This is a genomic window from Streptococcus sp. DD13, from assembly GCF_001578875.1.
Classification (GTDB): domain Bacteria; phylum Bacillota; class Bacilli; order Lactobacillales; family Streptococcaceae; genus Streptococcus.
Genome location: NZ_KQ969506.1, coordinates 539,295 through 561,707, shown reverse-complemented (window position 1 = coordinate 561,707; position 22,413 = coordinate 539,295). Strand labels below are relative to the sequence as shown.

General features: G+C 41.1%; 22 protein-coding genes and 1 pseudogene. 13 read left to right on the top strand and 10 right to left on the bottom strand.

The window, feature by feature from the left end; all coding sequences use genetic code 11:
* Positions 1 to 803: metal ABC transporter solute-binding protein, Zn/Mn family (locus STRDD13_RS02510; RefSeq protein ID WP_082781161.1), on the top strand; the 803-nt coding region annotated here is incomplete at its 5' end.
* Between the two features lie 187 nt (positions 804 to 990).
* Here STRDD13_RS02510 and STRDD13_RS02505 read toward each other — a convergent pair.
* From STRDD13_RS02505 to coaA, 3 genes are all read right to left on the bottom strand, one after another.
* Positions 991 to 1,506: a DNA topology modulation protein gene (locus STRDD13_RS02505; RefSeq protein ID WP_067101455.1), complete on the bottom strand. Its 516-nt coding sequence runs from the start codon at positions 1,504 to 1,506 to the stop codon at positions 991 to 993.
* A 61-nt stretch (positions 1,507 to 1,567) separates the two neighbouring features.
* Positions 1,568 to 1,801, bottom strand: coding sequence for a 30S ribosomal protein S20 (gene rpsT, locus STRDD13_RS02500; RefSeq protein ID WP_067101452.1), 234 nt, complete (start codon positions 1,799 to 1,801; stop codon positions 1,568 to 1,570).
* A 73-nt stretch (positions 1,802 to 1,874) separates the two neighbouring features.
* Positions 1,875 to 2,795 carry a type I pantothenate kinase gene (gene coaA / locus STRDD13_RS02495; protein ID WP_067101449.1) on the bottom strand — a complete coding sequence of 307 codons (921 nt, stop codon included), beginning with the start codon at positions 2,793 to 2,795 and terminating at the stop codon, positions 1,875 to 1,877.
* A gap of 74 nt (positions 2,796 to 2,869) precedes the next feature.
* Here coaA and STRDD13_RS02490 point away from each other — a divergent pair, with 74 nt between their 5' ends.
* The 8 genes from STRDD13_RS02490 (at position 2,870) to STRDD13_RS02455 (ending at position 10,666) form a co-directional block, all read left to right on the top strand.
* The gene (locus STRDD13_RS02490) at positions 2,870 to 3,460 is read left to right on the top strand and encodes a class I SAM-dependent methyltransferase (protein WP_067101446.1); all 591 of its coding nucleotides are present in this window, start codon (positions 2,870 to 2,872) and stop codon (positions 3,458 to 3,460) included.
* Positions 3,457 to 4,734 (top strand): pyrimidine-nucleoside phosphorylase, encoded by a 1,278-nt coding sequence (locus STRDD13_RS02485; RefSeq protein WP_067101443.1) that lies wholly within the window; start codon positions 3,457 to 3,459, stop codon positions 4,732 to 4,734. The genes STRDD13_RS02490 and STRDD13_RS02485 overlap by 4 nt, the downstream gene beginning before the upstream one ends.
* 15 nt (positions 4,735 to 4,749) lie before the next feature.
* On the top strand, positions 4,750 to 5,412 hold the full coding sequence (gene deoC / locus STRDD13_RS02480) for a deoxyribose-phosphate aldolase (protein ID WP_067101440.1): 663 nt from the start codon (positions 4,750 to 4,752) through the stop codon (positions 5,410 to 5,412).
* A 2-nt stretch (positions 5,413 to 5,414) separates the two neighbouring features.
* Positions 5,415 to 5,804, top strand: a complete 390-nt coding sequence (locus STRDD13_RS02475) for a cytidine deaminase (RefSeq protein ID WP_067101437.1) — start codon at positions 5,415 to 5,417, stop codon at positions 5,802 to 5,804.
* Positions 5,805 to 5,883: 79 nt separating this feature from the next.
* Positions 5,884 to 6,957 (top strand): BMP family lipoprotein, encoded by a 1,074-nt coding sequence (locus STRDD13_RS02470; protein WP_067101434.1) that lies wholly within the window; start codon positions 5,884 to 5,886, stop codon positions 6,955 to 6,957.
* Positions 6,958 to 7,084: 127 nt separating this feature from the next.
* The gene (locus tag STRDD13_RS02465; protein ID WP_067101432.1) at positions 7,085 to 8,620 is read left to right on the top strand and encodes an ABC transporter ATP-binding protein; all 1,536 of its coding nucleotides are present in this window, start codon (positions 7,085 to 7,087) and stop codon (positions 8,618 to 8,620) included.
* Positions 8,613 to 9,707, top strand: a complete 1,095-nt coding sequence (locus STRDD13_RS02460) for an ABC transporter permease (protein WP_067101429.1) — start codon at positions 8,613 to 8,615, stop codon at positions 9,705 to 9,707. Before STRDD13_RS02465 ends, STRDD13_RS02460 begins: the two co-directional genes overlap by 8 nt.
* A complete protein-coding gene (locus tag STRDD13_RS02455) occupies positions 9,707 to 10,666 on the top strand; it encodes an ABC transporter permease (protein ID WP_067101426.1) in 960 nt (319 codons plus the stop codon). The genes STRDD13_RS02460 and STRDD13_RS02455 overlap by 1 nt, the downstream gene beginning before the upstream one ends.
* A 382-nt stretch (positions 10,667 to 11,048) precedes the next feature.
* Here the strand turns inward: STRDD13_RS02455 and STRDD13_RS02450 are convergent, their stop codons facing one another.
* The gene (locus STRDD13_RS02450) at positions 11,049 to 12,017 is read right to left on the bottom strand and encodes an L-lactate dehydrogenase (protein WP_067101423.1); all 969 of its coding nucleotides are present in this window, start codon (positions 12,015 to 12,017) and stop codon (positions 11,049 to 11,051) included.
* Positions 12,018 to 12,209: 192 nt separating this feature from the next.
* Here STRDD13_RS02450 and gyrA point away from each other — a divergent pair, with 192 nt between their 5' ends.
* The 3 genes from gyrA (at position 12,210) to radC (ending at position 16,217) form a co-directional block, all read left to right on the top strand.
* Positions 12,210 to 14,669, top strand: coding sequence for a DNA gyrase subunit A (gyrA, locus tag STRDD13_RS02445; protein ID WP_067101420.1), 2,460 nt, complete (start codon positions 12,210 to 12,212; stop codon positions 14,667 to 14,669).
* On the top strand, positions 14,662 to 15,414 hold the full coding sequence (locus STRDD13_RS02440; protein ID WP_067101417.1) for a class A sortase: 753 nt from the start codon (positions 14,662 to 14,664) through the stop codon (positions 15,412 to 15,414). Before gyrA ends, STRDD13_RS02440 begins: the two co-directional genes overlap by 8 nt.
* 110 nt (positions 15,415 to 15,524) lie before the next feature.
* Entirely contained in the window at positions 15,525 to 16,217 is a 693-nt protein-coding gene (gene radC / locus STRDD13_RS02435; protein ID WP_067101414.1) for a RadC family protein, read from the top strand.
* Positions 16,218 to 16,294: 77 nt separating this feature from the next.
* Here radC and STRDD13_RS02430 read toward each other — a convergent pair.
* Positions 16,295 to 16,927: pseudogene (locus STRDD13_RS02430) on the bottom strand (redox-sensing transcriptional repressor Rex); the annotation flags it as partial.
* Between the two features lie 308 nt (positions 16,928 to 17,235).
* Here STRDD13_RS02430 and STRDD13_RS02425 point away from each other — a divergent pair.
* The gene (locus STRDD13_RS02425) at positions 17,236 to 19,011 is read left to right on the top strand and encodes an oligopeptide ABC transporter substrate-binding protein (RefSeq protein ID WP_067101409.1); all 1,776 of its coding nucleotides are present in this window, start codon (positions 17,236 to 17,238) and stop codon (positions 19,009 to 19,011) included.
* Positions 19,012 to 19,141: 130 nt separating this feature from the next.
* Here STRDD13_RS02425 and STRDD13_RS02420 read toward each other — a convergent pair whose 3' ends face one another.
* The 5 genes from STRDD13_RS02420 to STRDD13_RS02400 form a co-directional block, all read right to left on the bottom strand.
* Complete coding sequence (locus STRDD13_RS02420; protein ID WP_067101406.1) at positions 19,142 to 19,357, bottom strand: DUF4649 family protein; 216 nt, start codon at positions 19,355 to 19,357, stop codon at positions 19,142 to 19,144.
* Positions 19,357 to 19,704, bottom strand: coding sequence for a DUF1831 domain-containing protein (locus STRDD13_RS02415; protein ID WP_067101404.1), 348 nt, complete (start codon positions 19,702 to 19,704; stop codon positions 19,357 to 19,359). Before STRDD13_RS02415 ends, STRDD13_RS02420 begins: the two co-directional genes overlap by 1 nt.
* Complete coding sequence (locus STRDD13_RS02410; RefSeq protein ID WP_067101402.1) at positions 19,704 to 20,822, bottom strand: cysteine desulfurase family protein; 1,119 nt, start codon at positions 20,820 to 20,822, stop codon at positions 19,704 to 19,706. The genes STRDD13_RS02415 and STRDD13_RS02410 overlap by 1 nt, the downstream gene beginning before the upstream one ends.
* A gap of 12 nt (positions 20,823 to 20,834) precedes the next feature.
* Positions 20,835 to 21,803 carry a ribose-phosphate diphosphokinase gene (locus tag STRDD13_RS02405; protein ID WP_067101399.1) on the bottom strand — a complete coding sequence of 323 codons (969 nt, stop codon included), beginning with the start codon at positions 21,801 to 21,803 and terminating at the stop codon, positions 20,835 to 20,837.
* 81 nt (positions 21,804 to 21,884) lie between these two features.
* Positions 21,885 to 22,413: CYTH domain-containing protein (locus tag STRDD13_RS02400; RefSeq protein WP_231852543.1), on the bottom strand; the 529-nt coding region annotated here is incomplete at its 5' end.

The following is a 22,413-nucleotide window of genomic DNA, read 5'->3' as shown; positions in this document are numbered from 1 at the left end:
ACCCTATTTACTCCATGGTAAAAGAAGTCTCAGGTGATCTCAATGATGTGAGGATGATTCAGTCGAGCACTGGAATTCACTCCTTTGAACCATCTGCTAATGATGTGGCGGCAATCTATGACGCAGATATCTTTTTCTACCATTCCCGAACCTTGGAATCCTGGGCTGCTAGCTTAGATCCTAGTCTTCAAAAATCTAACGTTAAAGTCATTGAGGCATCACAGGGGATGGAGCTAGACCGTGTTCCAGGTCTCGAAGAGGTGGAAGCTGGACCAGGTATTGATGAAAAGACCCTCTACGATCCTCATACCTGGTTAGATCCTCAAAAAGCAGCAGAAGAAGTCCAGATTATCGCAGATCAATTATCGGAATTAGACCAAGAACATAAAGAAAATTACCAAAAAAATGCGCAAAGCTTTAAGGAGAAAGCCCAAAAACTCCTTCAATCCTATCACCCGATTTTCGAAAAAGCCAAGCAGAAAACCTTTGTGACCCAGCATACCGCCTTTTCTTACCTTGCCAAACAGTTTGGTCTTCGCCAACTAGGAATTGCAGGTATTTCTCCCGAACAAGAACCTAGTCCTAGACAGTTGGCGGAGATTGAAGATTTTGTCAACCGGTATCGGGTGAAAACGATTTTTATTGAAAGCAATGCATCTTCAAAAGTGGCAGAAACCTTGGTCAAATCGACCGGAGTGAGTTTACACACTCTGGATCCACTAGAAGCAGATCCCCAAAACGATTTATCTTTTCTGGAGAATATTGAGCAGAACCTAGAAACTTTATCTAAAAATATGGAGTGATGAGGGACAACAAAGTTCTCAGTCATTTTACCCTAGAAGAAGAAACTCATCCCTAGAATGATCATTCTGTTCAAACGTCTGCGTTTTGGAAAGCAAGTTAAGAAGTGAAGTTGTGATTAGATCGGCTGAGTGGTTTTTCTATTCTTGAGTAGAAAGTAGTAAATAAGGAGTCTAGGACGAGAAGGTCCTAGACTCCTTTATTGTTTTCTAGAAATGCATCCAATTCTTTTTGATTCTTGATGGAGATAAATTTGTCTGGATAATTTTTGGCAATAGACTGATACCATGTCTTTTGTTTTTCTTGTCGGCCATCCCAAAAGATCCATCGGATAAAAGCCCAGTCAAATCGCTCGGGACACCCTGCCGCCATACTCTCACGGACGCGTCCTTTATAACGGCGGTATCGTTTCCAGGCTCTAAAGAAGCAGTTCCAACGAGAGAAGTTGAGAAAGATAATCTGGTCTGCTTGCTCCATTCTCTCCTCATAGCAGCACCAAGAGTAGTTGCCATCTATGACCCAGTCAGAATGATCAGTGAGAAAGTGTTTCATCTCTGCCTGCATCCAAGTGCGGTCGCTTTCTTGCCAGCCAGGTTGAAATTGAAGGGTATCCATATGAAGCCTTGGAATGGAATAGTAGCGGGATAATTTCTCAGCTAAGGTGGACTTGCCTGATCCAGAATATCCGATAATCATAATCTTCATCTATGTTTCCTATAATTGTGTACAAAAAAAGCTCCGAAGAGCTTGATTTGTAGGTAAAAAATTAACCAAGTTTAGCTGAAAGACGTGCTTTATCGCGGCTTGCTTTGTTTTTGTGGATCAAACCTTTTGTTTCCGCTTTATCGATAGCTGAGCTTGCAGCTCGGTAAAGTTCTTCCGTTGGGTTTGCTTCAAATGCCTTGATAGCAGTACGCATAGCTGATTTTTGAGCTGAGTTTTTTTCGTTTTGTTTCACGTTCAATTCAGCGCGTTTGATAGCTGATTTAATGTTTGCCAATGAGTTTCACCTCCACCCTTTCTGTTGTAACTATATTATTATATCGGAAATCAGGTCGTTTGACAAGGTTTATCTATTTTTTTAGATAAATTTTATCAATTTGATGGCGATTTCCCTTGTGAAGGATAATGTCCGCTCGATTTCTAGTGGGTTCAATGTACTTTTCTAAATTCACAAGATTGACGGCTTTCCAAGTTTGGTGAGCCATCTCCAACGCCTCTTCTTTGGTCAACTGTCGAAACCGATAGTAGTAATTGTCTGGATTCTGCTCTGCCACCTTCAGCAACTTTTGAAATCGTTCCAGATACCAATTTTCAATATCCTCTACGTCAGCGTCAACATAAATAGACAGGTCAAAATAGTCACTCACGTAAAGACGTTGATTCTGAGGGTTTTGAAAGACATTGATGCCTTCAACAATCAAAAAATCAGGGGCTTCAATCGTCTGAATACTATTGGGGATAATGTCGTATATCTCGTGAGAATAGCTTGGAATCTGACAAGTTTGACCATTTCGGATTCTATCTAAAAATCCCAATAATTCCTCCATGTCATAGGATTCAGGGAAGCCTTTCTTGTTGAGTAAGCCTTTTTTCTCGAGCACTTTATTCGGGTATAGAAAACCATCTGTCGTGACCATTTCCACTGTCGCATGCTTAAAAGTCCGTGAAATAAGCATTTGCAAGAGTCGACTAGTCGTGGATTTCCCAACCGCAACGCTTCCAGAAATACCAATGATAAAAGGCTGGTGATGCGCTTTTTCTTGAAGGAAGAGGCTTTTGGTAAATGAGAGATCATCCGCGGCCTTTTTATAAATCCGGATCAGCTTTGTCAGTGGGAGGTAGATATCAGAAACCTCTTTCAAATTGATCTGATCATTAAAACTTTTAATCGAGTTTAACTCTGCTTGGCTGAGTGGCAAGGTACTATTTTTATGAAGACTTTGCCAAGTCTCGCGATCAATTTTGTCAAAATTGATAAATTCCTTTTTCATGGGTCTATTTTAACACGAAAATGGCTTATAGTAAAATGCTTGATAACGCTTTATTCGGATGATATAATTTAGATATGACAAACATGTATTATGAAAAAAAACCTACCTCAGACCATGATATCCATGATGTGAAAGTCAGCTTGTTGCATCATGAACTTCAATTTTATACCGATGCAGGGGTCTTTAGTAAAAAAATGGTCGACTTTGGTAGTCAAGTATTGTTGAATAGTCTAAAGATTGAAGATGGAAAGTCTTTGCTGGATATGGGCTGTGGATACGGACCTATGGGGATTGCTTTAGCAAAAGCTTACAACCTTCAAGTAACGATGGTCGACATTAATGAAAGGGCCATTGATTTAGCTAAGAAAAATGCAGTACGCAATCAAGTTCAGCTAACCATTTTCCAATCCAACTTGTACGAAGAAGTAGAAGGGACATTTGATTTCATCATTTCTAATCCCCCGATTCGTGCAGGGAAAAAGGTTGTCCATCAGATTATTGAAGAAGCGGTATCTTATTTGAAACCTAGTGGTCGTTTGACCATTGTTATTCAAAAGAAACAAGGGGCCCCTTCTGCCAAGGCAAAGATGGAGGAAGTTTTTGGAAATTGTGAAATTATCAAAAAAGACAAGGGCTATTATATTTTAGAAAGTAGATACCAATGAGAGCAGTAGACATTATTCAAAAAAAACGGGATGGTTTCGAGCTAACGACGGATGAGATCAGATGGTTGATCAATGGGTATGTTGATGGAACAGTGCCGGATTATCAGATGTCTGCCTTTGCGATGGCAGTCTATTTCAAAGGCATGACAACCAGAGAAATTTCAGACATGACGATGACCATGGTTAAGTCTGGTCAGGAATTTGATCTATCTGCTATTTCAGGAGTCAAAGTTGATAAGCATTCGACAGGTGGGGTAGGGGATAAAGTGACCTTAATCCTAGCTCCTTTAGTTGCTAGCTTCGGAGTTCCTGTTGCCAAGATGAGTGGTCGTGGCCTTGGTCATACGGGAGGAACCATTGATAAATTGGAGTCCATCAAAGGCTTTCAGATTGAGCGGACACAAGAAGAATTCATCCAACAAGTTCAGGAGATTGGCATATCTGTCATCGGGCAGTCCGATCAGCTGGTTAAGGCAGATAAGCTCCTCTATGCTCTTCGAGATGTGACTGCGACAGTAGACATTATTCCTTTGATTGCAAGTTCGGTTATGAGCAAAAAAATTGCAGCTGGATCGGATGCAATTTTGCTAGATGTCACGGTGGGTGAAGGGGCTTTTATGAAGACGGTAGAGGAGGCCCGAGAACTCGCGCAAACGATGGTGGATCTTGGAAAAGCTGTTGGCCGTAAGACGATTGCGGTCATCACTGATATGAGTCAACCCTTGGGACGTGCTATTGGCAATCGTCTAGAAATCCTTGAAGCGCTTGAGATTCTTCAAGGAAAGGGGCGGGAAGACATCACCCATTTCATTTGTGAATTAGCACAAATCATGCTTCGCTTAGCAGATGTGGACAAATCTCTTGACGAAATTCGACATCACCTTGAAAATAGACAAGCCTTGATCAAGTTTGAGGAGATGGTGGAGGCACAGGGTGGCGACTTAGAGGATCTCTATCGACCTGTTTCTGTGACCTCTATCCTTGAAGTACCAGCTCAACGGGATGGGTATATTACCCAGCTTCCTGCTATGGAATTTGGTCTCTTTGCCATGAAAATTGGCGCAGGTCGCTCTGTGAAAACCGATCCTTTGGATTATGAAGCCGGAATTGTCTTTGAAAAGAAGGTTGGAGATGCTGTCCGTGCCGGTGAGGTCATTGCAAAGATTTACAGCAATCAAAAAATTTCACAAAATATGCTTACAGATTTTCAAAAAAATGTTAAAATAGATGATAGTGAAGTTAAAACGAATGAAATCATTGAAATCATCACTTAACTATCGGAGAATGAAATGAAATTGAACAAATTTATCGACCATACCTTGTTGAAGGCAGACACAACCGAAAAACAAATTCAAAAAATCATATCCGAAGCAAAGCAATACAACTTTGCCAGCGTCTGTGTCAATCCGACTTGGGTGGCTCATGTAGCCGCTGCTTTGAAAGGGACAGACGTTAAGGTTTGTACGGTGATTGGTTTTCCTCTTGGTGCCTCTACTTCAGCAGTAAAAGCCTTTGAAACGAAAGATGCGATTGCAAATGGAGCGGATGAAGTTGATATGGTCATCAATATTGGCGCGCTTAAGTCGGGTGATGATCAGGCGGTAGAAGCAGATATTCGTGCTGTTGTTGAAGCGGCCAATGGGACGTTAGTTAAAGTGATTATTGAGACCTGTTTGTTAACGGATGAGGAAAAAGTGAGGGCCTGCCAACTTGCTCAAAGTGCAGGTGCAGACTTTGTCAAAACGTCTACTGGGTTTTCTACAGGTGGGGCGACAGTAGAAGATATTGCCCTCATGCGGAAAACAGTTGGGCCAGACATGGGGGTTAAAGCTTCAGGTGGAGCCAGATCTTATGAAGATGCTCAGGCCTTCATCGAAGCAGGAGCAAGCCGTATTGGAGCCTCGTCAGGGGTGGCGATTATGGAAGGTCAAGTGGCCGATATCGATTATTAATTATGACAGTAGATAACTTGATTCAACTGGCGGTTAAGGCCAGTCAGACGGCCTATGTACCGTATTCTCATTTTCCAATTGGAGCTGTCGTTAAAACCGCGACGGGGGAGATTTTTACCGGATGCAATATCGAAAATGCTTCTTTTGGATTAACGAATTGTGGTGAGCGGACAGCCATTTTTAAGGCTGTATCAGAAGGTTTTACCAACTTAGAGGAGATCGTCGTCTATGGACACACCGCTAAGCCAGTTTCACCTTGTGGTGCTTGTCGCCAAGTAATGGCAGAGTTTTTTAAACCGGAATCTAAAGTAACCTTGGTTGCGAAGGATCAATCGACAGTCGTGATGACAGTCGGGGAGTTACTTCCATATTCTTTTACTGATCTAACATAAGATCAGCTAAGGACCAGTCCTAGACTGGAATCATTTGAAGTGCAACGGAGTTGCAGAAAAAAATTAGGAGGGTTCAGTAATGAACAAAAAAATTGTTAGCCTTGGTTTGGCTGCAGTTGCAATTGTAGGCTTGGCAGCATGTGGACGTCGTTCGTCTAACAGCTCTAATTCAAGTAACGGTGCATCATCATCAACAGATGTACGTGTTGCAATGGTTACAGATACTGGTGGTATTAATGATAAATCATTTAACCAATCAGCCTGGGAAGGACTTCAAGCTTGGGGGAAAGAACATAACCTTGAACAAAAGAAAGGTTATGACTACTACCAATCAAACGATGAATCACAATACGAAACAAACCTTGAATCAGCTTTTACTGGAAAGTATAACTTGATTGTAGGTATCGGATATAACTTACATGAAGCAGTAGCCGCTGCAGCAGATCGTCATACAGATATTCATTATGCAATTGTCGATGAAGTTATTTCTGGAAAAGAGAATGTTGCAAGTTTAACTTTCGCTGATAATGAAGCTGCTTATCTTGCTGGGATTGCAGCTGCGAAAACAACTAAAACAAATAAAGTTGGATTCGTTGGTGGGATGAAAGGTGACGTCATCACCCGTTTCGAAACTGGATTTAAAGAAGGTGTGAAATCCGTCAATCCAGATATCCAAGTAGATGTTCAATACGTTGAGTCTTACTCAGACGCAGCAAAAGCGAAAACAATTGCTTCAACCATGTACTCTGCAGGAGCTGATGTAATCTTCCACGCTTCAGGTGGTTCAGGGAATGGTGTCTTCAAAGAAGCCAATGACCGCAACTCTGCTTTGAATGCTGATGATGCGAAGAAAGTTTGGGTAATCGGTGTGGACCGTGACCAATCTGCAGAAGGAAAATACACTTCAAAAGATGGAAAAGAATCCTCTTCAACCTTGACGTCTACAATCAAGGAAGTCGGAAACGCTATTAAAGAGTTGGCAAACCGTGAAAAATTCCCTGGTGGTGAAGTGATTCGTTATGGTTTGAAAGATGGTGGTGTAGACCTCGTTACTGAAGGGTTAAATGAAGATACCCTGAAAGCAGTAAATGATGCAAAAGAAAAAATTAAAGATGGATCATTGACTGTTAAAGATGGTGTTGACACGAAATAAGATAACTTAAAGAAGCGACCTTTCGCGGTCGCTTTTTTAAAAACTGGGACACTTTTTGTCTCAGTAAAGCCTGATAAATCGATTAGCAGGCTTTACTGAAATAAAGAAGATGTTGAAAGGAACTTTTATGACAACTGAAAATGTCATTAAAATGCAAAATATCACGAAAAAATTTGGTGATTTTGTTGCAAATGATCACATCAATCTCGAAGTTCGTCGGGGAGAAATTCACGCCTTATTAGGAGAAAATGGTGCTGGAAAGTCAACCTTGATGAATATGCTTTCTGGTTTGCTGCAACCAACTGAAGGCGAGATTTTTGTCAACGGCAAACCTGTCCACCTAGATTCTCCATCAAAGGCCAACAAATTAGGTATCGGAATGGTCCATCAACACTTTATGTTAGTGGATGCTTTTACGGTGACTGAAAACATCATCCTAGGAAATGAAATCACAAAAGGTGGAGTACTCGATCTGAAGAAGGCTTCTGAGGAAATAAAAGTCTTATCTGAACGCTATGGACTTGCGGTTGATCCAGATGCGAAAGTAGCGGATATTACAGTTGGAGCACAGCAACGGGTTGAAATCTTAAAAACCTTGTACCGTGGTGCGGATATTATTATTTTTGATGAACCAACTGCGGTGTTGACACCTTCTGAAATCTCCGAACTTCTAGAGATTATGCGCAATCTAATAAAAGAAGGAAAGTCTATCATCCTCATCACCCATAAACTGGATGAAATTCGTGCGGTTGCAGATCGTGTGACGGTTATTCGCCGTGGCCAATCGATTGATACAGTCTCTATTGAAGGCACCAGTAGCAAGGAATTGGCTGAAATGATGGTCGGTCGATCTGTTTCTTTTCAAACTGAAAAAGTGGCTGCTAATCCTAAAGAAGTGGTCCTGGATATCCAGGACTTGGTCGTTCATGAAAATCGTGGAGTTCCAGCTGTTAAAGGCTTAAACCTTCAGGTTCGTGCTGGTGAAATCGTGGGGATTGCTGGTATTGATGGGAATGGCCAAAGTGAATTGATTCAAGCAATTACCGGCTTAAGGAAGGCCAAATCTGGATCCATTACGATTAAAGGAACAGATGTTACCCATTTCAAACCTCGTAAGATTACGGAATTAGGAGTGAGCCATGTGCCCGAAGACCGTCATCGGGATGGAATGGTTTTGGAGATGACAGTAGCTGAAAATCTTGTTCTACAAACCTATTACAAGGAACCATTCAGTAAAAATGGAATCTTGAATTATGGAAAGATTAATGAATACAGTCGCAATATTATGCAAGAATTTGACGTTCGTGGAGCAAGCGAGGTCGTATCAGGCGGTTCCTTATCTGGTGGGAACCAACAAAAAGCAGTGATTGCTCGTGAAATTGATAGGAATCCTGATTTACTAGTCATTAGTCAACCAACCCGGGGGTTGGACGTTGGTGCGATTGAGTATATCCGGAAACGGTTAATCGCAGAACGCGACAAAGGCAAAGCGCTTATCGTAGTCAGCTTTGAATTAGATGAAATTTTAGATATTTCTGACCGGATTGCCGTAATGCATGATGGAAAAATCCAAGGAATATTAAATCCTGAAGATACCAATAAACATGAATTGGGTATCTTAATGGCAGGTGGCCAACTAGAGAAGGAGGAAGGAAATGTCTAAAAGATTACAAGACTTTTTAGTGCCCTTGATTGCGGTTATCTTAGGGCTCGTAGCTGGTGCTATCGTCATGTTAGTATTTGGTTACGATCCACTAGCAGCCTATGATGAAATGATTTATACGGCCTTTAGCACTCCTTATAATATCGGTGAAATTTTCCGTACTATGGCGCCATTGATGCTCATTGCTCTAGGGTTCGCTATTTCATCAAAGGCTGGATTTTTCAATGTCGGCTTACCAGGTCAGGCCATGATAGCCTGGACCAGTGCAGCGACCTTTACATTGATGAATCCAGATCTACCAAAATTTATATCGATTCCTGCCACTATGATCATTGCCATGATTGCTGGTGGCCTCGCAGGAGCTATTCCAGGAATCCTCCGAGCCTATCTAGGAACGAGTGAAGTAATTATCACGATCATGCTCAATTACATTATCTTGCATGTGAGCAATGCAGTTGTCTTGAATTTCCTAGTTCCAAACTTTACCGAAAAAGGAACAGGTACAACTGTCAATCTCCCGAAAGAAGCCTCCTATCAGGTAGATTGGCTTAAGGAGATGTTTGGTTCATCACGGATCAATCTGGGCATCTTTATGGCTATCATTGCGGTAATCATCATTTGGTTTGTACTAAAAAAGACAACGCTTGGATATGAAATAACGGCTGTAGGACTAAATCCGAATGCAGCTGAGTATGCGGGTATGTCTGCAAAACGGATTATTATCCTTTCAATGTTAATCTCTGGTGCCTTAGCAGGATTGGGTGGAGCAGTAGATGGTCTAGGGACCTACGTAACTGTTAAAACCCAAGCAAGTTCACTGAGTATCGGATGGAACGGGATGGCTGTAGCGCTCCTTGCAGCAAATTCTCCGATCGGGATTCCTTTTGCTGCCTTTCTATATGGTGTCTTGGAAGCCGGTCGTGCAGGGATGCAAGCCGTTGTTGTTTCAGAAATGGTCGATGTTGTCTCAGCTTTCATCATCTTCTTTGTCGGTATCAGTTACGTCATCCGTAAGGGCTTAATCGACGTTCCTAAACTATTCGACCGCTTTAAGAAGAAAGAGAACGTGAAAGGAGAGCAAGCATAATGTCCATTACAACGATTTTATTTTTAATTGTATCCAATACCCTTGCTTATGCTGCACCATTGATTTTGACCAGTATTGGTGGTACCTTTTCTGAACGAGGTGGGGTTGTAAACGTTGGGTTAGAAGGAATCATGATTATTGGAGCCTTCTCGGCGGCTGTTTTTGCCAGAGACTTCGCAGATATGGGAGATATTACTCCTTGGCTAGCGACATTAGTGGCAGGGTTGGTTGGACTTTTATTCTCTAGTCTCCATGCTCTTGCGACGATTAATTTCCGTGCGGACCATGTTGTTTCTGGTACTGTATTGAACCTGATAGCACCCAGTTTATCGGTTTTCCTCCTCTTTGTTATGTATGGCGAACGGGATATTACCGGTCTTCAGGCTTCCTTCAGACCGTTCACTTTCCCAATCTTGTCGGATATTAAGCTTTTCGGAATTGGTGAGATCTTCTTTACAAATGTCAGTCTATTAGCCTATTTAGCTATTTTACTCTCATTTGTGGCATGGTTTATCCTCTTTAAAACTCGATTTGGCTTACGGTTGAGATCGGTTGGGGAGCATCCTCAAGCAGCAGACACATTGGGGATTAATGTATCCCTTATGCGTTACTCAGGTGTTCTCTTATCAGGTTTTCTTGGTGGAATGGGTGGAGCTATTTATGCTCTGACCAATGAGGCAGGCTTTCGATCTACTACCATAGCCGGAGTCGGATTTATCGCTTTGGCAGCCATGATTTTTGGTCGTTGGAATCCCATTGGCGCGATGCTATCCTGTCTATTCTTTGGATTTGCTCAGTCGCTTTCAGTGGTCAGTGGTCAAGTTCCATTCTTACAATCCATTCCTGCAGTTTATTTCAATATCGCGCCATATGTCCTTACAATTATCGTGTTAACTCTATTCTTTGGTAAGGCTGTAGCTCCTAAGGCTGACGGAATAAACTATATTAAATCGAAATAATCACTAAAGAGGCTGGGACTAAAGTTCTAGCCTCTCAATTGTTTTTGGATGGTCGAGCAAGACGCAGTGGGTGAGTGGGCGTTACTAGGTTGATTTCATCACCTTTTACAGCCCTACTCAACTGTGGGGAGGTAGGACGACGAAATCGAATTCTAAGGAATGACCGATTTCTGTCTCGCTCTCTCCCATGTGTTTCACTCGACCTTGTTTTTTTATGAAAATGGATAAATGCGTGTTGTATGTGTGTATCATTTATGGATCCATTTTTATGAGAGATAGGAAAAAAGAAAGGGAGATAGCGAAAGAGTCCTGAACTAACAAATTCAGGACTCTTTTGTAAATATAGTATAGAAGCGTTTCAGCTGATGAATACTCAGTCTGCTTATTTGTCCAGATTGGCAAATGCAGAATCAATAACTTCACGAAGTTCATTAGCTGATTTTTGCATTTTTTGTTTTTCGGAGTCATTCAATGGAATGTTAATTGGTCTTACAATACCATGTGCTCCGACAACTGCAGGTTGTCCGATAAAGACATCGCTAAATCCGTATTGACCTTCTTGGTAAACGGAAAGTGGCAATACTGCATTTTCGTCATCGAGGATAGCTTTCGTGATACGAGCCAATGCTACACCGATTCCATAGTAGGTTGCCCCTTTTTTCTCGATAATGGTGTAAGCAGCATCACGAACACTTTCAAATAGTTCGACTAGTTCAGCTTCATTAAAGTTGCGAACATCTTTCAAGAAGCTTTCAAGATTTACACCAGCAACGTTGGCATGAGACCAAACAGCGAATTCTGAGTCACCGTGCTCACCCATGATGTATGCATGGACAGAACGAGGGTCAAGATCAAGTTTTTCAGCCAATGCTTGACGGAAACGAGCTGAGTCAAGAGAAGTTCCTGAACCAATAACACGTTCTTTGGGGAAACCTGAGAATTTCCACGTTGAGTATGTCAAAACATCAACTGGGTTAGCAGCAACAAGGAAGATACCATTGAAACCAGATGCGACAACTTGATCAACAATCGATTTGTTAATGGCAAGGTTTTTATTCACCAAATCAAGACGAGTTTCTCCTGGTTTTTGAGGAGCACCAGCAGTAATGACTACAAGATCAGCATCTGCACAGTCTTCGTAGTGAGCAGCATAGATTTTCTTAGGTGCTGTAAAGGCAAGGGCATGGCTAAGGTCTAATGCATCACCTACAGCTTTTTCAAACAATTGAGGGATTTCAATAATTCCGAGTTCTTGTGCAATGCCTTGGTTTACAAGTGCAAAGGCATAGGAAGAACCAACTGCACCATCTCCGACAAGGATAACCTTTTTGTGTTGTTTCGTGAATGTCATTTGTCTTAACATCTCCTTAAGTGAATATTTTGAAAAACTATTTCAAACACTTACATTTTAACATAAGTAGGGGGAGAAGTCACGAGATTAACCTTTCTGAAAATGCTTACATATCGATTTCTTTCTAAGAGGTAATTCTCAAAATATGGTATAATAGAGTAGATAAATTCTAGAAATTTGGTATGAATAGATATGAGAGATCAAAATCTAATTGATGTAAATTTAACGAATGAGATGAAGACGTCTTTTATCGATTATGCGATGAGTGTAATCGTCGCACGGGCTCTTCCAGATGTTCGTGATGGATTAAAGCCGGTTCATCGCCGGATTTTATATGGGATGAATGAACTAGGAGTGACACCTGAGAAGCCTCACAAAAAGTCAGCTCGGATTACAGGGGATGTCATGGGGAAATACCATCCACATGGGGATTCATCCATTTATGAAGCGATGGTACGGATGGCTCAATGGTGGAGTTACCGTTATATGTTGGTTGACGGTCATGGAAACTTCGGTTCGATGGACGGTGACGGTGCTGCGGCGCAACGGTATACGGAAGCTCGTATGTCAAAAATTGCCCTAGAAATGCTTCGAGATATCAATAAAAATACCGTTGATTTCATGGATAACTATGATTCTAGCGAGCGTGAACCTCTTGTCTTGCCTGCCCGTTTTCCCAATCTCTTAGTTAATGGGACCACAGGGATTGCTGTTGGGATGGCGACGAATATTCCTCCTCATAATCTCGGAGAAACAATTGATGCCGTCAACCTCGTAATCGATCGTCCTGATGCCAGCACGCGCGACATTATGGAAGTCCTCCCTGGACCAGATTTTCCTACTGGTGGTCTTGTAATGGGCCGTTCGGGCATTCATAGAGCCTATGAGCAAGGAAAAGGCTCTATCGTATTGCGAGCTCGGACAGAAATTGAAGAATTCAAACCTGGTCGTGAGCGGATTTTAGTCACCGAGTTTCCTTATATGGTCAACAAGACCAAGGTCCATGAACATATCGTTCGACTAGCTCAAGAAAAGAAAATCGATGGCATTACTGCTGTTCGAGATGAATCAAGTCGGGAAGGTGTTCGATTTGTTATTGAAGTTCGTCGAGATGCATCTGCCAGTGTTATTTTAAACAACTTGTTCAAGCTAACCTCTTTACAGATCAATTACAGCATTAACATGCTCGCTATTCAAAATGGCGTTCCAAAGGTCCTTTCTCTGAAAGAAATTATTCAGTCTTATATTGATCATCAAAAAGAGGTGATTGTTCGTCGAACCCAGTTTGACAAGGATAAGGCTGAGGCTCGTGCCCATATCTTGGCAGGTCTATTGATTGCCTTGGATCACATCGAAGAAGTGATTCGTGTGATTCGTGATTCAGAAACGGATGCTGTCGCTCAAGCAGAGTTAATGCGTCGATTTGAATTAAGTGACCGTCAGAGTCAAGCTATCTTGGATATGCGGTTGCGTCGACTGACCGGATTAGAACGAGATAAGATTCAAAATGAATACGACGAGTTATTGCTTCTGATCGCTGACCTAGCTGATATTTTGGCCAAACCAGAACGAGTTGTCCAGATTGTGAAGGATGAGATGGCTGAAATTCGTCGAAAATTTGACGATACTCGGCGGACGGAGTTAATGGTTGGAGAGGTATTATCCATTGAAGATGAGGACTTGATTGAAGAGCAGGATGTGCTCATCACCCTTTCTAATAAGGGATACATCAAACGCCTCTCACAAGATGAGTTCCACTCCCAAAAACGGGGAGGTCGAGGTGTTCAGGGGACAGGCATCAAAGACGATGATTTTGTTCGTGAAATGGTCTCAACCAGTACTCACGACCATCTGTTCTTCTTTACCAATAAGGGCCGCGTGTATCGGATGAAAGGCTATGAAATTCCAGAATATGGTCGGACAGCCAAGGGACTTCCAATCGTTAACTTACTGAAATTAGATGAAGGGGAAACCATTCAGACCATTATTAATGTGGAAGGGGAGAAACAAGAAAAGCATTATCTCTTTTTCGTCACTCGGCAAGGTGTCGTGAAGCGGACAGATGTAACAGAGTTTGCCAATATTCGGCAAAATGGACTAAAGGCGCTGAATCTCCGAGAGGATGATGAGTTAATTTCGGTATTTTTGACCAATGGACTAGACGATGTCATTATTGGAACCAAGTATGGTTATTCTGTCCGATTTAAAGAATCTGTCGTTCGGATAATGGGACGAACTGCCACAGGAGTTCGAGGAGTTTCTCTTCGTGAAGGAGATGAAGTCGTTGGGGCAGCCATTGTTTCGGATGAACAAGAAGTTCTGATTCTAACTGAAAAGGGATATGGGAAGCGGACCCCTGCAACGGAGTATCCGACGAAAGGTCGGGGAGGAAAAGGAATTAAAACAGCCAATGTGACAGAGAAAAATGGACATCTGGCAGGATTCCTCACTGTTCGTGGCGATGAGGATATTATGGTTATCACAGATACCGGTGTGATTATCCGTACAACTGTATCCAATATTTCCCAAACAGGTCGAGCAACGATGGGAGTGAAAGTGATGCGTCTGGATCAAGATGCTCGGATTGTTGCCTTTGCCTTGGTGGATGCAGCAGATTCAAAAAGCGAGGAAGTAGACGAAGGCAATGAGTAAAGGAAAACGACTAAAAAGGACAAAGAAACGATCAAAGTTGCGTTATATTCTGGCAACCTTGCTCTTACTCTTATCTCTAGGATTAATTTTTAACGGATCGATCCGCAATATGTTATTAGCCTGGAATACAAATAAATATATTGTGAGTGAGATTTCAGAAGAAGAGTTGAAAAAAAATCAATCTGCTTCAACGACTTTTGATTTTGATCAGGTTGAGTCCATTTCCAGCGAGAAAGTCTTAGCGGCCCAATGGAATGCCCAAGAATTACCAGTCATTGGAGGGGTGGCTATTCCCGATATCAATCTCAACCTTCCAATTTTTAAAGGTTTGTCAAATGTAGCCCTTATGTATGGAGCAGGAACCATGAAGGAAGATCAAAAGATGGGTGAGGGGAATTATGCTCTGGCTAGCCATCATGTTTTTAATATTGCTGGTTCGACTGAAATGTTGTTTTCTCCCCTTGATCGGGCTAAGGTTGGAATGAACATTTACATTACGGATAAGTCCAAAGTCTATACCTATGTCATTACGGAAGTGACGGTTGTCGAGCCTACGGCAGTTCAGGTCATTGATGATGAGCCTGGTAAGAAATTGATCACTCTCGTGACCTGTGATGACCCTGGAGCCACAAAACGAACAATTGTGAAAGGGGAATTGGTAGAGTCTAAGACGGAGGACTATAGTAAGGCCAATAGTAAGACTCTTTCCTATTTTGCGAAAAAGTATAACCAAATTCAGTTGTAACGATTCCATGCATATTCTCATTTTGCGTTTATGAAAGATCCTGAGAATTTTCTTCTCAGGATTTTTGTGTGTATTCATTTTACGAATAAATAAATTGCAAGGAGGACATCATGTATCAGTTAAAGCAAATGGATAGAAGTAGTCAACCAAGAGAAAGGCTGTTACAAGAAGGAGCAGAGGGTCTTTCGGATCAAGAATTGTTGGCCATTTTACTAAGAACTGGGACCAGGCAGAATCCTGTTTCTGTCTTAGCATCAAAGATACTAGAAGAATTGGGCGATATATCACGTTTGAGACAATTCTCTCTCGAAGAGTTGCAACAATTAAAGGGAATTGGTCCGACGAAGGCTATAGAGTTTAAGGCGATGATTGAGTTGGGGCGTAGGATCAAGTATTACCAAGAAGTGAAGGACCATCAAATCCTAAGTAGTCGGGATCTAGCCAAGCAATTAATGTTAGATATTGGGGGTAATCCCCAAGAACACTTATTAGCCCTTTACCTGAACACACAAAATAAGATTATTAGACGAAAAACAATTTTTATCGGAAGTGTTAATCGGAGTATAGCTGAACCAAGAGAGATATTGCACTACGCTATAAAATATATGGCCACCTCCATTATTATTGCGCATAACCATCCCTCAGGTGTCGTATTGCCCAGCACAAATGATATTCATTTTACCAATGGCCTTAAAAAGTCATGTGAGATTGTAGGGATTCATCTCTTGGACCACATCATTGTAGGAGGTCAGGATTATTATAGTTTTCGAGAAGAAGAGGCTGATTGGATCTTAAAAAACTAGCAATAAAAAAGGCGTAGAGAAACCAATTCTTTACTCCTTTTATTTATGATGGATTCATGAGCTCTTGTCCTCATAGGTCAGTTACTTTTTCGCATGAAATACAGTAAGGTCTGTAATTCACTTGTCAAATCAACATATTGAACGACTACATCTTTCGGAACAGAGAGATTGACAGGTGAAAAGCTGAGAATCCCCTTGATCCCAGCATCAGTCAGCAAATTTGCAACTTCTTGAGCCTTGTTACTGGGGACAGACAAAATGGCTGTTTGGACATTTTCACTTTTAATGTGTTTTTTCAATTGGGAAATGGCATAAATAGGAATGTTATCATCGATTGTCCCAATACTAGGGTGATCGTCCACTTCAAAAGCCATGATAATTTTCATTTTATTGCGTTCATGAAAACGGTAGTGCAGTAAGGCCCGTCCCATATTTCCGACACCTACTAGGATGACATTTGTAATGGAATTATCATTTAGAATTTCCGCAAAAAAGTTCATCAATTTTTGGACATCATAACCAAACCCACGACGGCCTAATTCTCCAAAATAAGAAAAATCTCTTCGAACAGTAGCAGAGTCAATTCCGATAGCTTCTGCAATTTCTTTCGAGCTTGCTTTTTCGATATTTTCAGAGTGAAATCGCTTAAAAATCCTGTAATAAAGTGAGAGACGCTTGGCAGTTGCACGAGGAATATTTTTTCGTTTTTCAAAAGAATCATCTCCGTTTTCTAGTTCTTACTTTTATTTTAAATGAAGATTGTGAAAAAATCAACACTTTTAATTGACAAATCAAATATACCGAATAAATATCAATCGTCTGAAAATACTGAATAAAAGCAAAAATAAAATATTGATTAATATAACTCTATCTAGGTTTAAAAATGATATTTATAGCAAAAACAGAATATTTTTTGAAAAAATACACATTTTTGCTTTACAAGGTCATAATCATATGATAGAATAAATTTATAATCTTTTAAGAAAACTTTAAGTAGTTTTTGTTGAAGGGAGTCAATATGAAGATTAAAACAGCATTAAAAATTTCGGGAATTACCCTTTTATCTGTCGCTTTTTTAGCGGCGTGTGGAAATCAAAATTCAAAATCAAGTAGTTCAACAGATACCTCCTCATTTGCAGATAGCGTGACCAATGATGGGTCTGTTATTAACGGAGGGCAATTAAACTATGCCATTGTCGATTCAGCAGGTTCAACAGGATTATTCATTGATGAATTGACATCTAGTACCGTTGATGCGACGTTTGGTGGATTTGTGGATGAAAGTATGTTTGGGACAGATGCCAATCGTCAATTAGATGATTCTGGTCTAGCCAAGGCTGAATTTGATGAAGCATCGAAGACGGTTACCGTATCCTTGACAGGGAAAGATTACAAGTGGTCAGACGGCCAACCATTCACCATTGATGATTATATCTTTACTATCGAGCAAATGGGAAGCAAGGATTACACAGGTGTGCGTTATGATGATGGTTTCTCAAGTATAGTTGGAATGGCGGATTACCATGACGGAAAAGCATCTACAATTTCAGGTATTGAAAAGGTGGATGATTATACAGTCAAACTCAAATATGAAGAGTTCAATCCTTCTATGACCTATGGTAGTTGGTTGCCAAGCTATGTGACCCCGAAACATATTTTCCAAAACATCCCTGTGAAAGATTGGGAAACGAGTGAGTATGCTCGGACCAACAAGGTGGTTGGAATGGGACCATATAAGATCAAATCCATCGTATCTGGGGAGTCCGTTGTCTATGAAGCGAACGAAAACTACTATAAAGGGAAACCAAAAATCTCAACCTTGAAAGTAGACGTTGTTTCACCAGATACCATTGCTTCAGAAATGCAGGCAGGGAATTATGATATTGCTGAAGTTCCTGCGGATCAGTATGAACAGTTTACAGGCTTTAACAATATTGATTTGCTAGGTTCACAATCGAATACCCTCCATTATCTTGGTTTTAAACTTGGTAAAATCGAAAATGGCAAACGTGTCATGAACCCAAGCGCAAAACTTTCGGATGTCCGTTTACGTCAAGCGATTTCTTATGCACTAGATAACAAAACTGCTGGTCAAAGTCTCTTTAATGGTCTATGGACCCCTGCAAATTCTTTGGAAATCTCATTCTTTGGGGATTTGCATGATAGTGAATTAGCAGGCTATACCTATGATGTAGATAAGGCGAAGCAATTGTTAGACGAAGCTGGATATAAGGATACCAACAATGATGGTTATCGTGAAGATCCAAATGGGAAAGCCTTTACGATTAGTTTGGCAGCACCACAACGTGGAGATAGCTTTGAAGCCTTGATCCAAGATTATATTCAAAAATGGGAAGCAGTTGGTTTGAAGGTTGAATTGTATACCGGTAAGACTATGGAAAGAAATGCTTTCTACGATGAAGTTCCGAAAGATAATACGACCATTGATATGTATCTTGGAGCTTTTGGTACAGGATATGATCCAGCCCCTCTGGGACTTTGGGGACCATCTATTACCAATATGAACTATACTGGCTACGTATCTGATAAGAATACAGAATTATTGAACAAGTTGGTTTCAACAGAGTCTATGGATAAGGACAAGCGGATCGCAAACTATAAAGAATGGCAACAATATGCCTTTGATGAAGATTTTGCAACTCCATTATTTGAAGTCTATTCTGTTACGGCTGTAAATAAACGGGTGAAATACTTTGATGTGATTCCAGGTTCGAAAAAAGCAAGCATGGAAAAACTGGAATTGGTTGCAAATACTGGTGTCGCTTCAAAATAAACCGAATCGGTAAGATAGTATCTCTATCATAAAAGGACTTGCTGGTCATTATTCCCTAAATGGCCGGCAAGTCCTATTTTGTCAAAAAAACTGTAAGGAAACGAATGGGCATCCGTTTCTTTACAGTTTTTTATTTTGATTTGGGATCAATGGATTTTAGAAATGGATATAAATCACCGATGAGTCCGTGATATCCCAAATTTTTTCCATCTAAGGTAAGAGATTGAACCGGTAAATTATCTGGGAGGGTTACACAGCCAGAGAAAGCTAGAAGCATTTCATCCAGATCATGATAGCGAACAACTCGGTTTACTTTATAGTTATCCTGATACTGTAATTCGTACATCAAGCTTGCTCCTTTTCAAAGATATCCCGATCTACTAAGCTATCCATGAGGAAGTAGAATTTTTCTTGAATAACCGGGTTTGCATCTTTTTTAAAGAGATTTACCAGATGAAGACCAGACTTATCAGTGATATTGATTTTAAAACCTGTCAAGTCCTTGTTAATGATGATTTTTAATAAAAAACCATTTCCTGAATTGGGAACTTCCTCAAGCATGCGACTCAATTGAAAGTTTCCGACTTTTGTCTCTTCAAAGGTATTGTCTTTTAAGGTATATCGCTTGATGTTAGGGCTAATGGTGTATGTGAAATCACAATCTTTTAGGTGTACATGAGAATCAAAGGCCATTAATTTTCTCCTAGAATTTGGTGTAAGGTATCAATGAGTTGTTGGACTTCATTGAGCGTATTATGGGCTGAAAAACTAATCCGAATCGACTCTTTCAAACGTGGGGACTGCTTTCCGTATAAGGATGTTAGAACATGACTTTCTTGAACGACGCCAGCTGTACAAGCGGATCCGCTTGAAACTGCGATTCCAGCTAAATCGAGTTGCACCAGTAATTGGTCATTGCTTTTACCTGGAAATCCGATGTTCAAGACATAAGGAAGGTGTTCACCGGTTTCATTTAGATAGAAGCGGTGTTGTGGTAAACTTTCTAAAACGAATTGTTTCAAGCGTTGGACTGTTTCGAAATTTTCAACTTGATGATCAAGAGATTCTTGAAGAGCAGTGGCCATGGCACTAATCGAGGGAAGGTCTTCTGTACCTGCTCGATGCCCCCGTTCTTGTTTTCCCCCGTGGATGAGGGGATCAAATTGAAGCTGTTTCGCATATAGAAAGCCTGTTCCTTTAGGTCCGTGAAATTTATGGGCAGATGCAGATAAAAAATCAATGTGATATTTTTCTGGAGTCAAGTCAATCTTTCCGATGGCTTGCACCGCATCGACATGAAAGACAGCTTGATGATTTTGTAGGAGCTGACCGATTTCTTGGATTGGAAGAAGAAGTCCGGTTTCATTATTGGCAAACATGGTGGAAACTAGAATTGTATCCGGTCGGATGGCATCTCTGACTTGATCCGCATGGATTTGACCTTCGATGGGTTCAAGAAGGGTTACCTGAAAGCCAAATCTGCTTTCTAAGTAGGATAGGGTATGTAAGACAGAATGATGTTCCAGAGTAGTTGAGATGATGTGTTTTCCCAGGTGTTGATGAGCAAGGGCATAGCCTTTAATTGCTATATTATTGGCTTCTGATGCCCCAGAAGTAAAATAAACCTGATCTGGTTGAACAGCTAATAAGCGAGCAATCGTTTCTCTGGATTGGCGTAAAATCCGATTGCCTTCACGTCCTGCGCTATGGATGCTCGAAGCATTTCCAAAGGAGTTCCGTGCCACTTTCTGATAATTATCAAGGGCAGCTTCTGACATAGCTGTCGTTGCAGCATTATCTAAATAAATCATAGAATTCTCTTCTTATGCTTTGGGTTTATAGTTGAAAAGGGGACTGACTGGTTTGTGCTCATGGATGTTTAATAGAGCCTCAGCCAATAGTTTACTAGATGTGATATATTTGATTTGTTTAGGTAGTTTTTCCTTGCAGGAAACGGAATCTGTCACAACAATTTCTTCAATAGGAGCTTGGTCAAGCAGTTCTGCAGCCCCTCCAGCAAATAATCCGTGACTAGCAACAGCATATACTTCAACGGCGCCATTTTCTTTGATAAGCTTGGCAGCTTCTGAGAAAGTGCGACCGGTATTTAGGATATCGTCGATGATAATGGCTTTTTTTCCAGAGACGTCCCCAATGATATAGCCAGAATCGCGACTCGAATCATCGTCTGCATAGTCGACAATAGCAATTGGTGCATCAAGGTATTCTGCAAGACTACGAGCGCGTTTCACCCCGGAATTTTTAGGGCTAACCACAACGACATCAGAACCGGTGAGGCCAGCATTGATGTAATGTTCTGCGAACATTGGCATGGTCAACAGGTTATCAACAGGAATGTCGTAGAAACCTTGTACTTGAGCAGCATGCAGATCTAAGGTAACGACCCGTTCCACACCAGCTTTTACCAACATATTTGCGACGAGTTTTGCGGTGATTGGTTCTCTAGAAGCAGCGATACGATCCTGGCGTGCGTAGCCAAAATAAGGAGTGACGACTGTCACTGTTCGAGCGCTGGCACGCTTACATGCATCCACCATGATCAACAGTTCCCAAAGGTGATCATTTACAGGGTAAGAAGTGGATTGGATAATGTAGACGTCCACTCCACGCACGCTCTCTTCGATATTGATTTGAATTTCTCCATCAGAAAACTGACGGGAAGATAATTTCCCAAGAGGGATTCCGGATTCCTGGGAAATTTTTTCTGCAAGGTCACGGTTAGCGTTCAGACTAAAAAGTTTAATCGATTTATCGCAATAAGGTTCTACCATTTTCTGTCTCCTTTACTTCAATACTCCTATTTTACCAAAAATTAGGAGATTTATCAGCATCCAAATAAAACATAAAAAGCTTCATTTTGACAAAGTCTTAGTAGGATGGTGGTTGGCTAGCTTCGATGCTAAACGAGCGACTTTGCTACTCGCATATTTAAAGTGAATGTTTTCTTTCTGTAAAAATTGTTCGAAATCCTTCTTGCCAGAAATAGCATCTTCAACTTCAAGTTCTAATTCGTAGTCAATCTGATCTTCATAGTGGTTTTCATCGAGTGCCATCAGTCCGATGGAGGTTTGCTTTTCCCTCCGAACGGTCGTGAGATGCCCCCAGATAGCTAATTGATCGATCGGAATCTTCCGTTCGAGTAACATCTCTTTGATGGGACCGTCGGGGAGGATGAAGGTTTGGATTAGGACATCGGCTTCTAGTGAGGTTAGAGCTTGGTTGTATTCTTGATTCCCAACACGAGCAGCTGTTTTTAAGGTCAACTCTGCCCCTTTTGGAAGGGTGCGAATCCGCAGAGAAGATTTTTCTTGCTTCATGATGCGATTGGGACTATCGATGTAAAAGTTTGTTTGACGAATCGGTGTCACATCCTCAAAAGTT

Coding starts and splice junctions, on each gene's coding strand:
- STRDD13_RS02505 (WP_067101455.1), bottom strand. CDS start 1,506: ATGAAGATTATGATTATCGGATATTCTGGATCAGGCAAGTCCACCTTA.
- coaA (WP_067101449.1), bottom strand. CDS start 2,795: ATGAAAAAGGAATTTATCAATTTTGACAAAATTGATCGCGAGACTTGG.
- STRDD13_RS02490 (WP_067101446.1), top strand. CDS start 2,870: ATGACAAACATGTATTATGAAAAAAAACCTACCTCAGACCATGATATC.
- STRDD13_RS02485 (WP_067101443.1), top strand. CDS start 3,457: ATGAGAGCAGTAGACATTATTCAAAAAAAACGGGATGGTTTCGAGCTA.
- deoC (WP_067101440.1), top strand. CDS start 4,750: ATGAAATTGAACAAATTTATCGACCATACCTTGTTGAAGGCAGACACA.
- STRDD13_RS02475 (WP_067101437.1), top strand. CDS start 5,415: ATGACAGTAGATAACTTGATTCAACTGGCGGTTAAGGCCAGTCAGACG.
- STRDD13_RS02470 (WP_067101434.1), top strand. CDS start 5,884: ATGAACAAAAAAATTGTTAGCCTTGGTTTGGCTGCAGTTGCAATTGTA.
- STRDD13_RS02465 (WP_067101432.1), top strand. CDS start 7,085: ATGACAACTGAAAATGTCATTAAAATGCAAAATATCACGAAAAAATTT.
- STRDD13_RS02460 (WP_067101429.1), top strand. CDS start 8,613: ATGTCTAAAAGATTACAAGACTTTTTAGTGCCCTTGATTGCGGTTATC.
- STRDD13_RS02455 (WP_067101426.1), top strand. CDS start 9,707: ATGTCCATTACAACGATTTTATTTTTAATTGTATCCAATACCCTTGCT.
- STRDD13_RS02450 (WP_067101423.1), bottom strand. CDS start 12,017: ATGACATTCACGAAACAACACAAAAAGGTTATCCTTGTCGGAGATGGT.
- gyrA (WP_067101420.1), top strand. CDS start 12,210: ATGAGAGATCAAAATCTAATTGATGTAAATTTAACGAATGAGATGAAG.
- STRDD13_RS02440 (WP_067101417.1), top strand. CDS start 14,662: ATGAGTAAAGGAAAACGACTAAAAAGGACAAAGAAACGATCAAAGTTG.
- radC (WP_067101414.1), top strand. CDS start 15,525: ATGTATCAGTTAAAGCAAATGGATAGAAGTAGTCAACCAAGAGAAAGG.
- STRDD13_RS02425 (WP_067101409.1), top strand. CDS start 17,236: ATGAAGATTAAAACAGCATTAAAAATTTCGGGAATTACCCTTTTATCT.
- STRDD13_RS02420 (WP_067101406.1), bottom strand. CDS start 19,357: ATGTACGAATTACAGTATCAGGATAACTATAAAGTAAACCGAGTTGTT.
- STRDD13_RS02415 (WP_067101404.1), bottom strand. CDS start 19,704: ATGGCCTTTGATTCTCATGTACACCTAAAAGATTGTGATTTCACATAC.
- STRDD13_RS02410 (WP_067101402.1), bottom strand. CDS start 20,822: ATGATTTATTTAGATAATGCTGCAACGACAGCTATGTCAGAAGCTGCC.
- STRDD13_RS02405 (WP_067101399.1), bottom strand. CDS start 21,803: ATGGTAGAACCTTATTGCGATAAATCGATTAAACTTTTTAGTCTGAAC.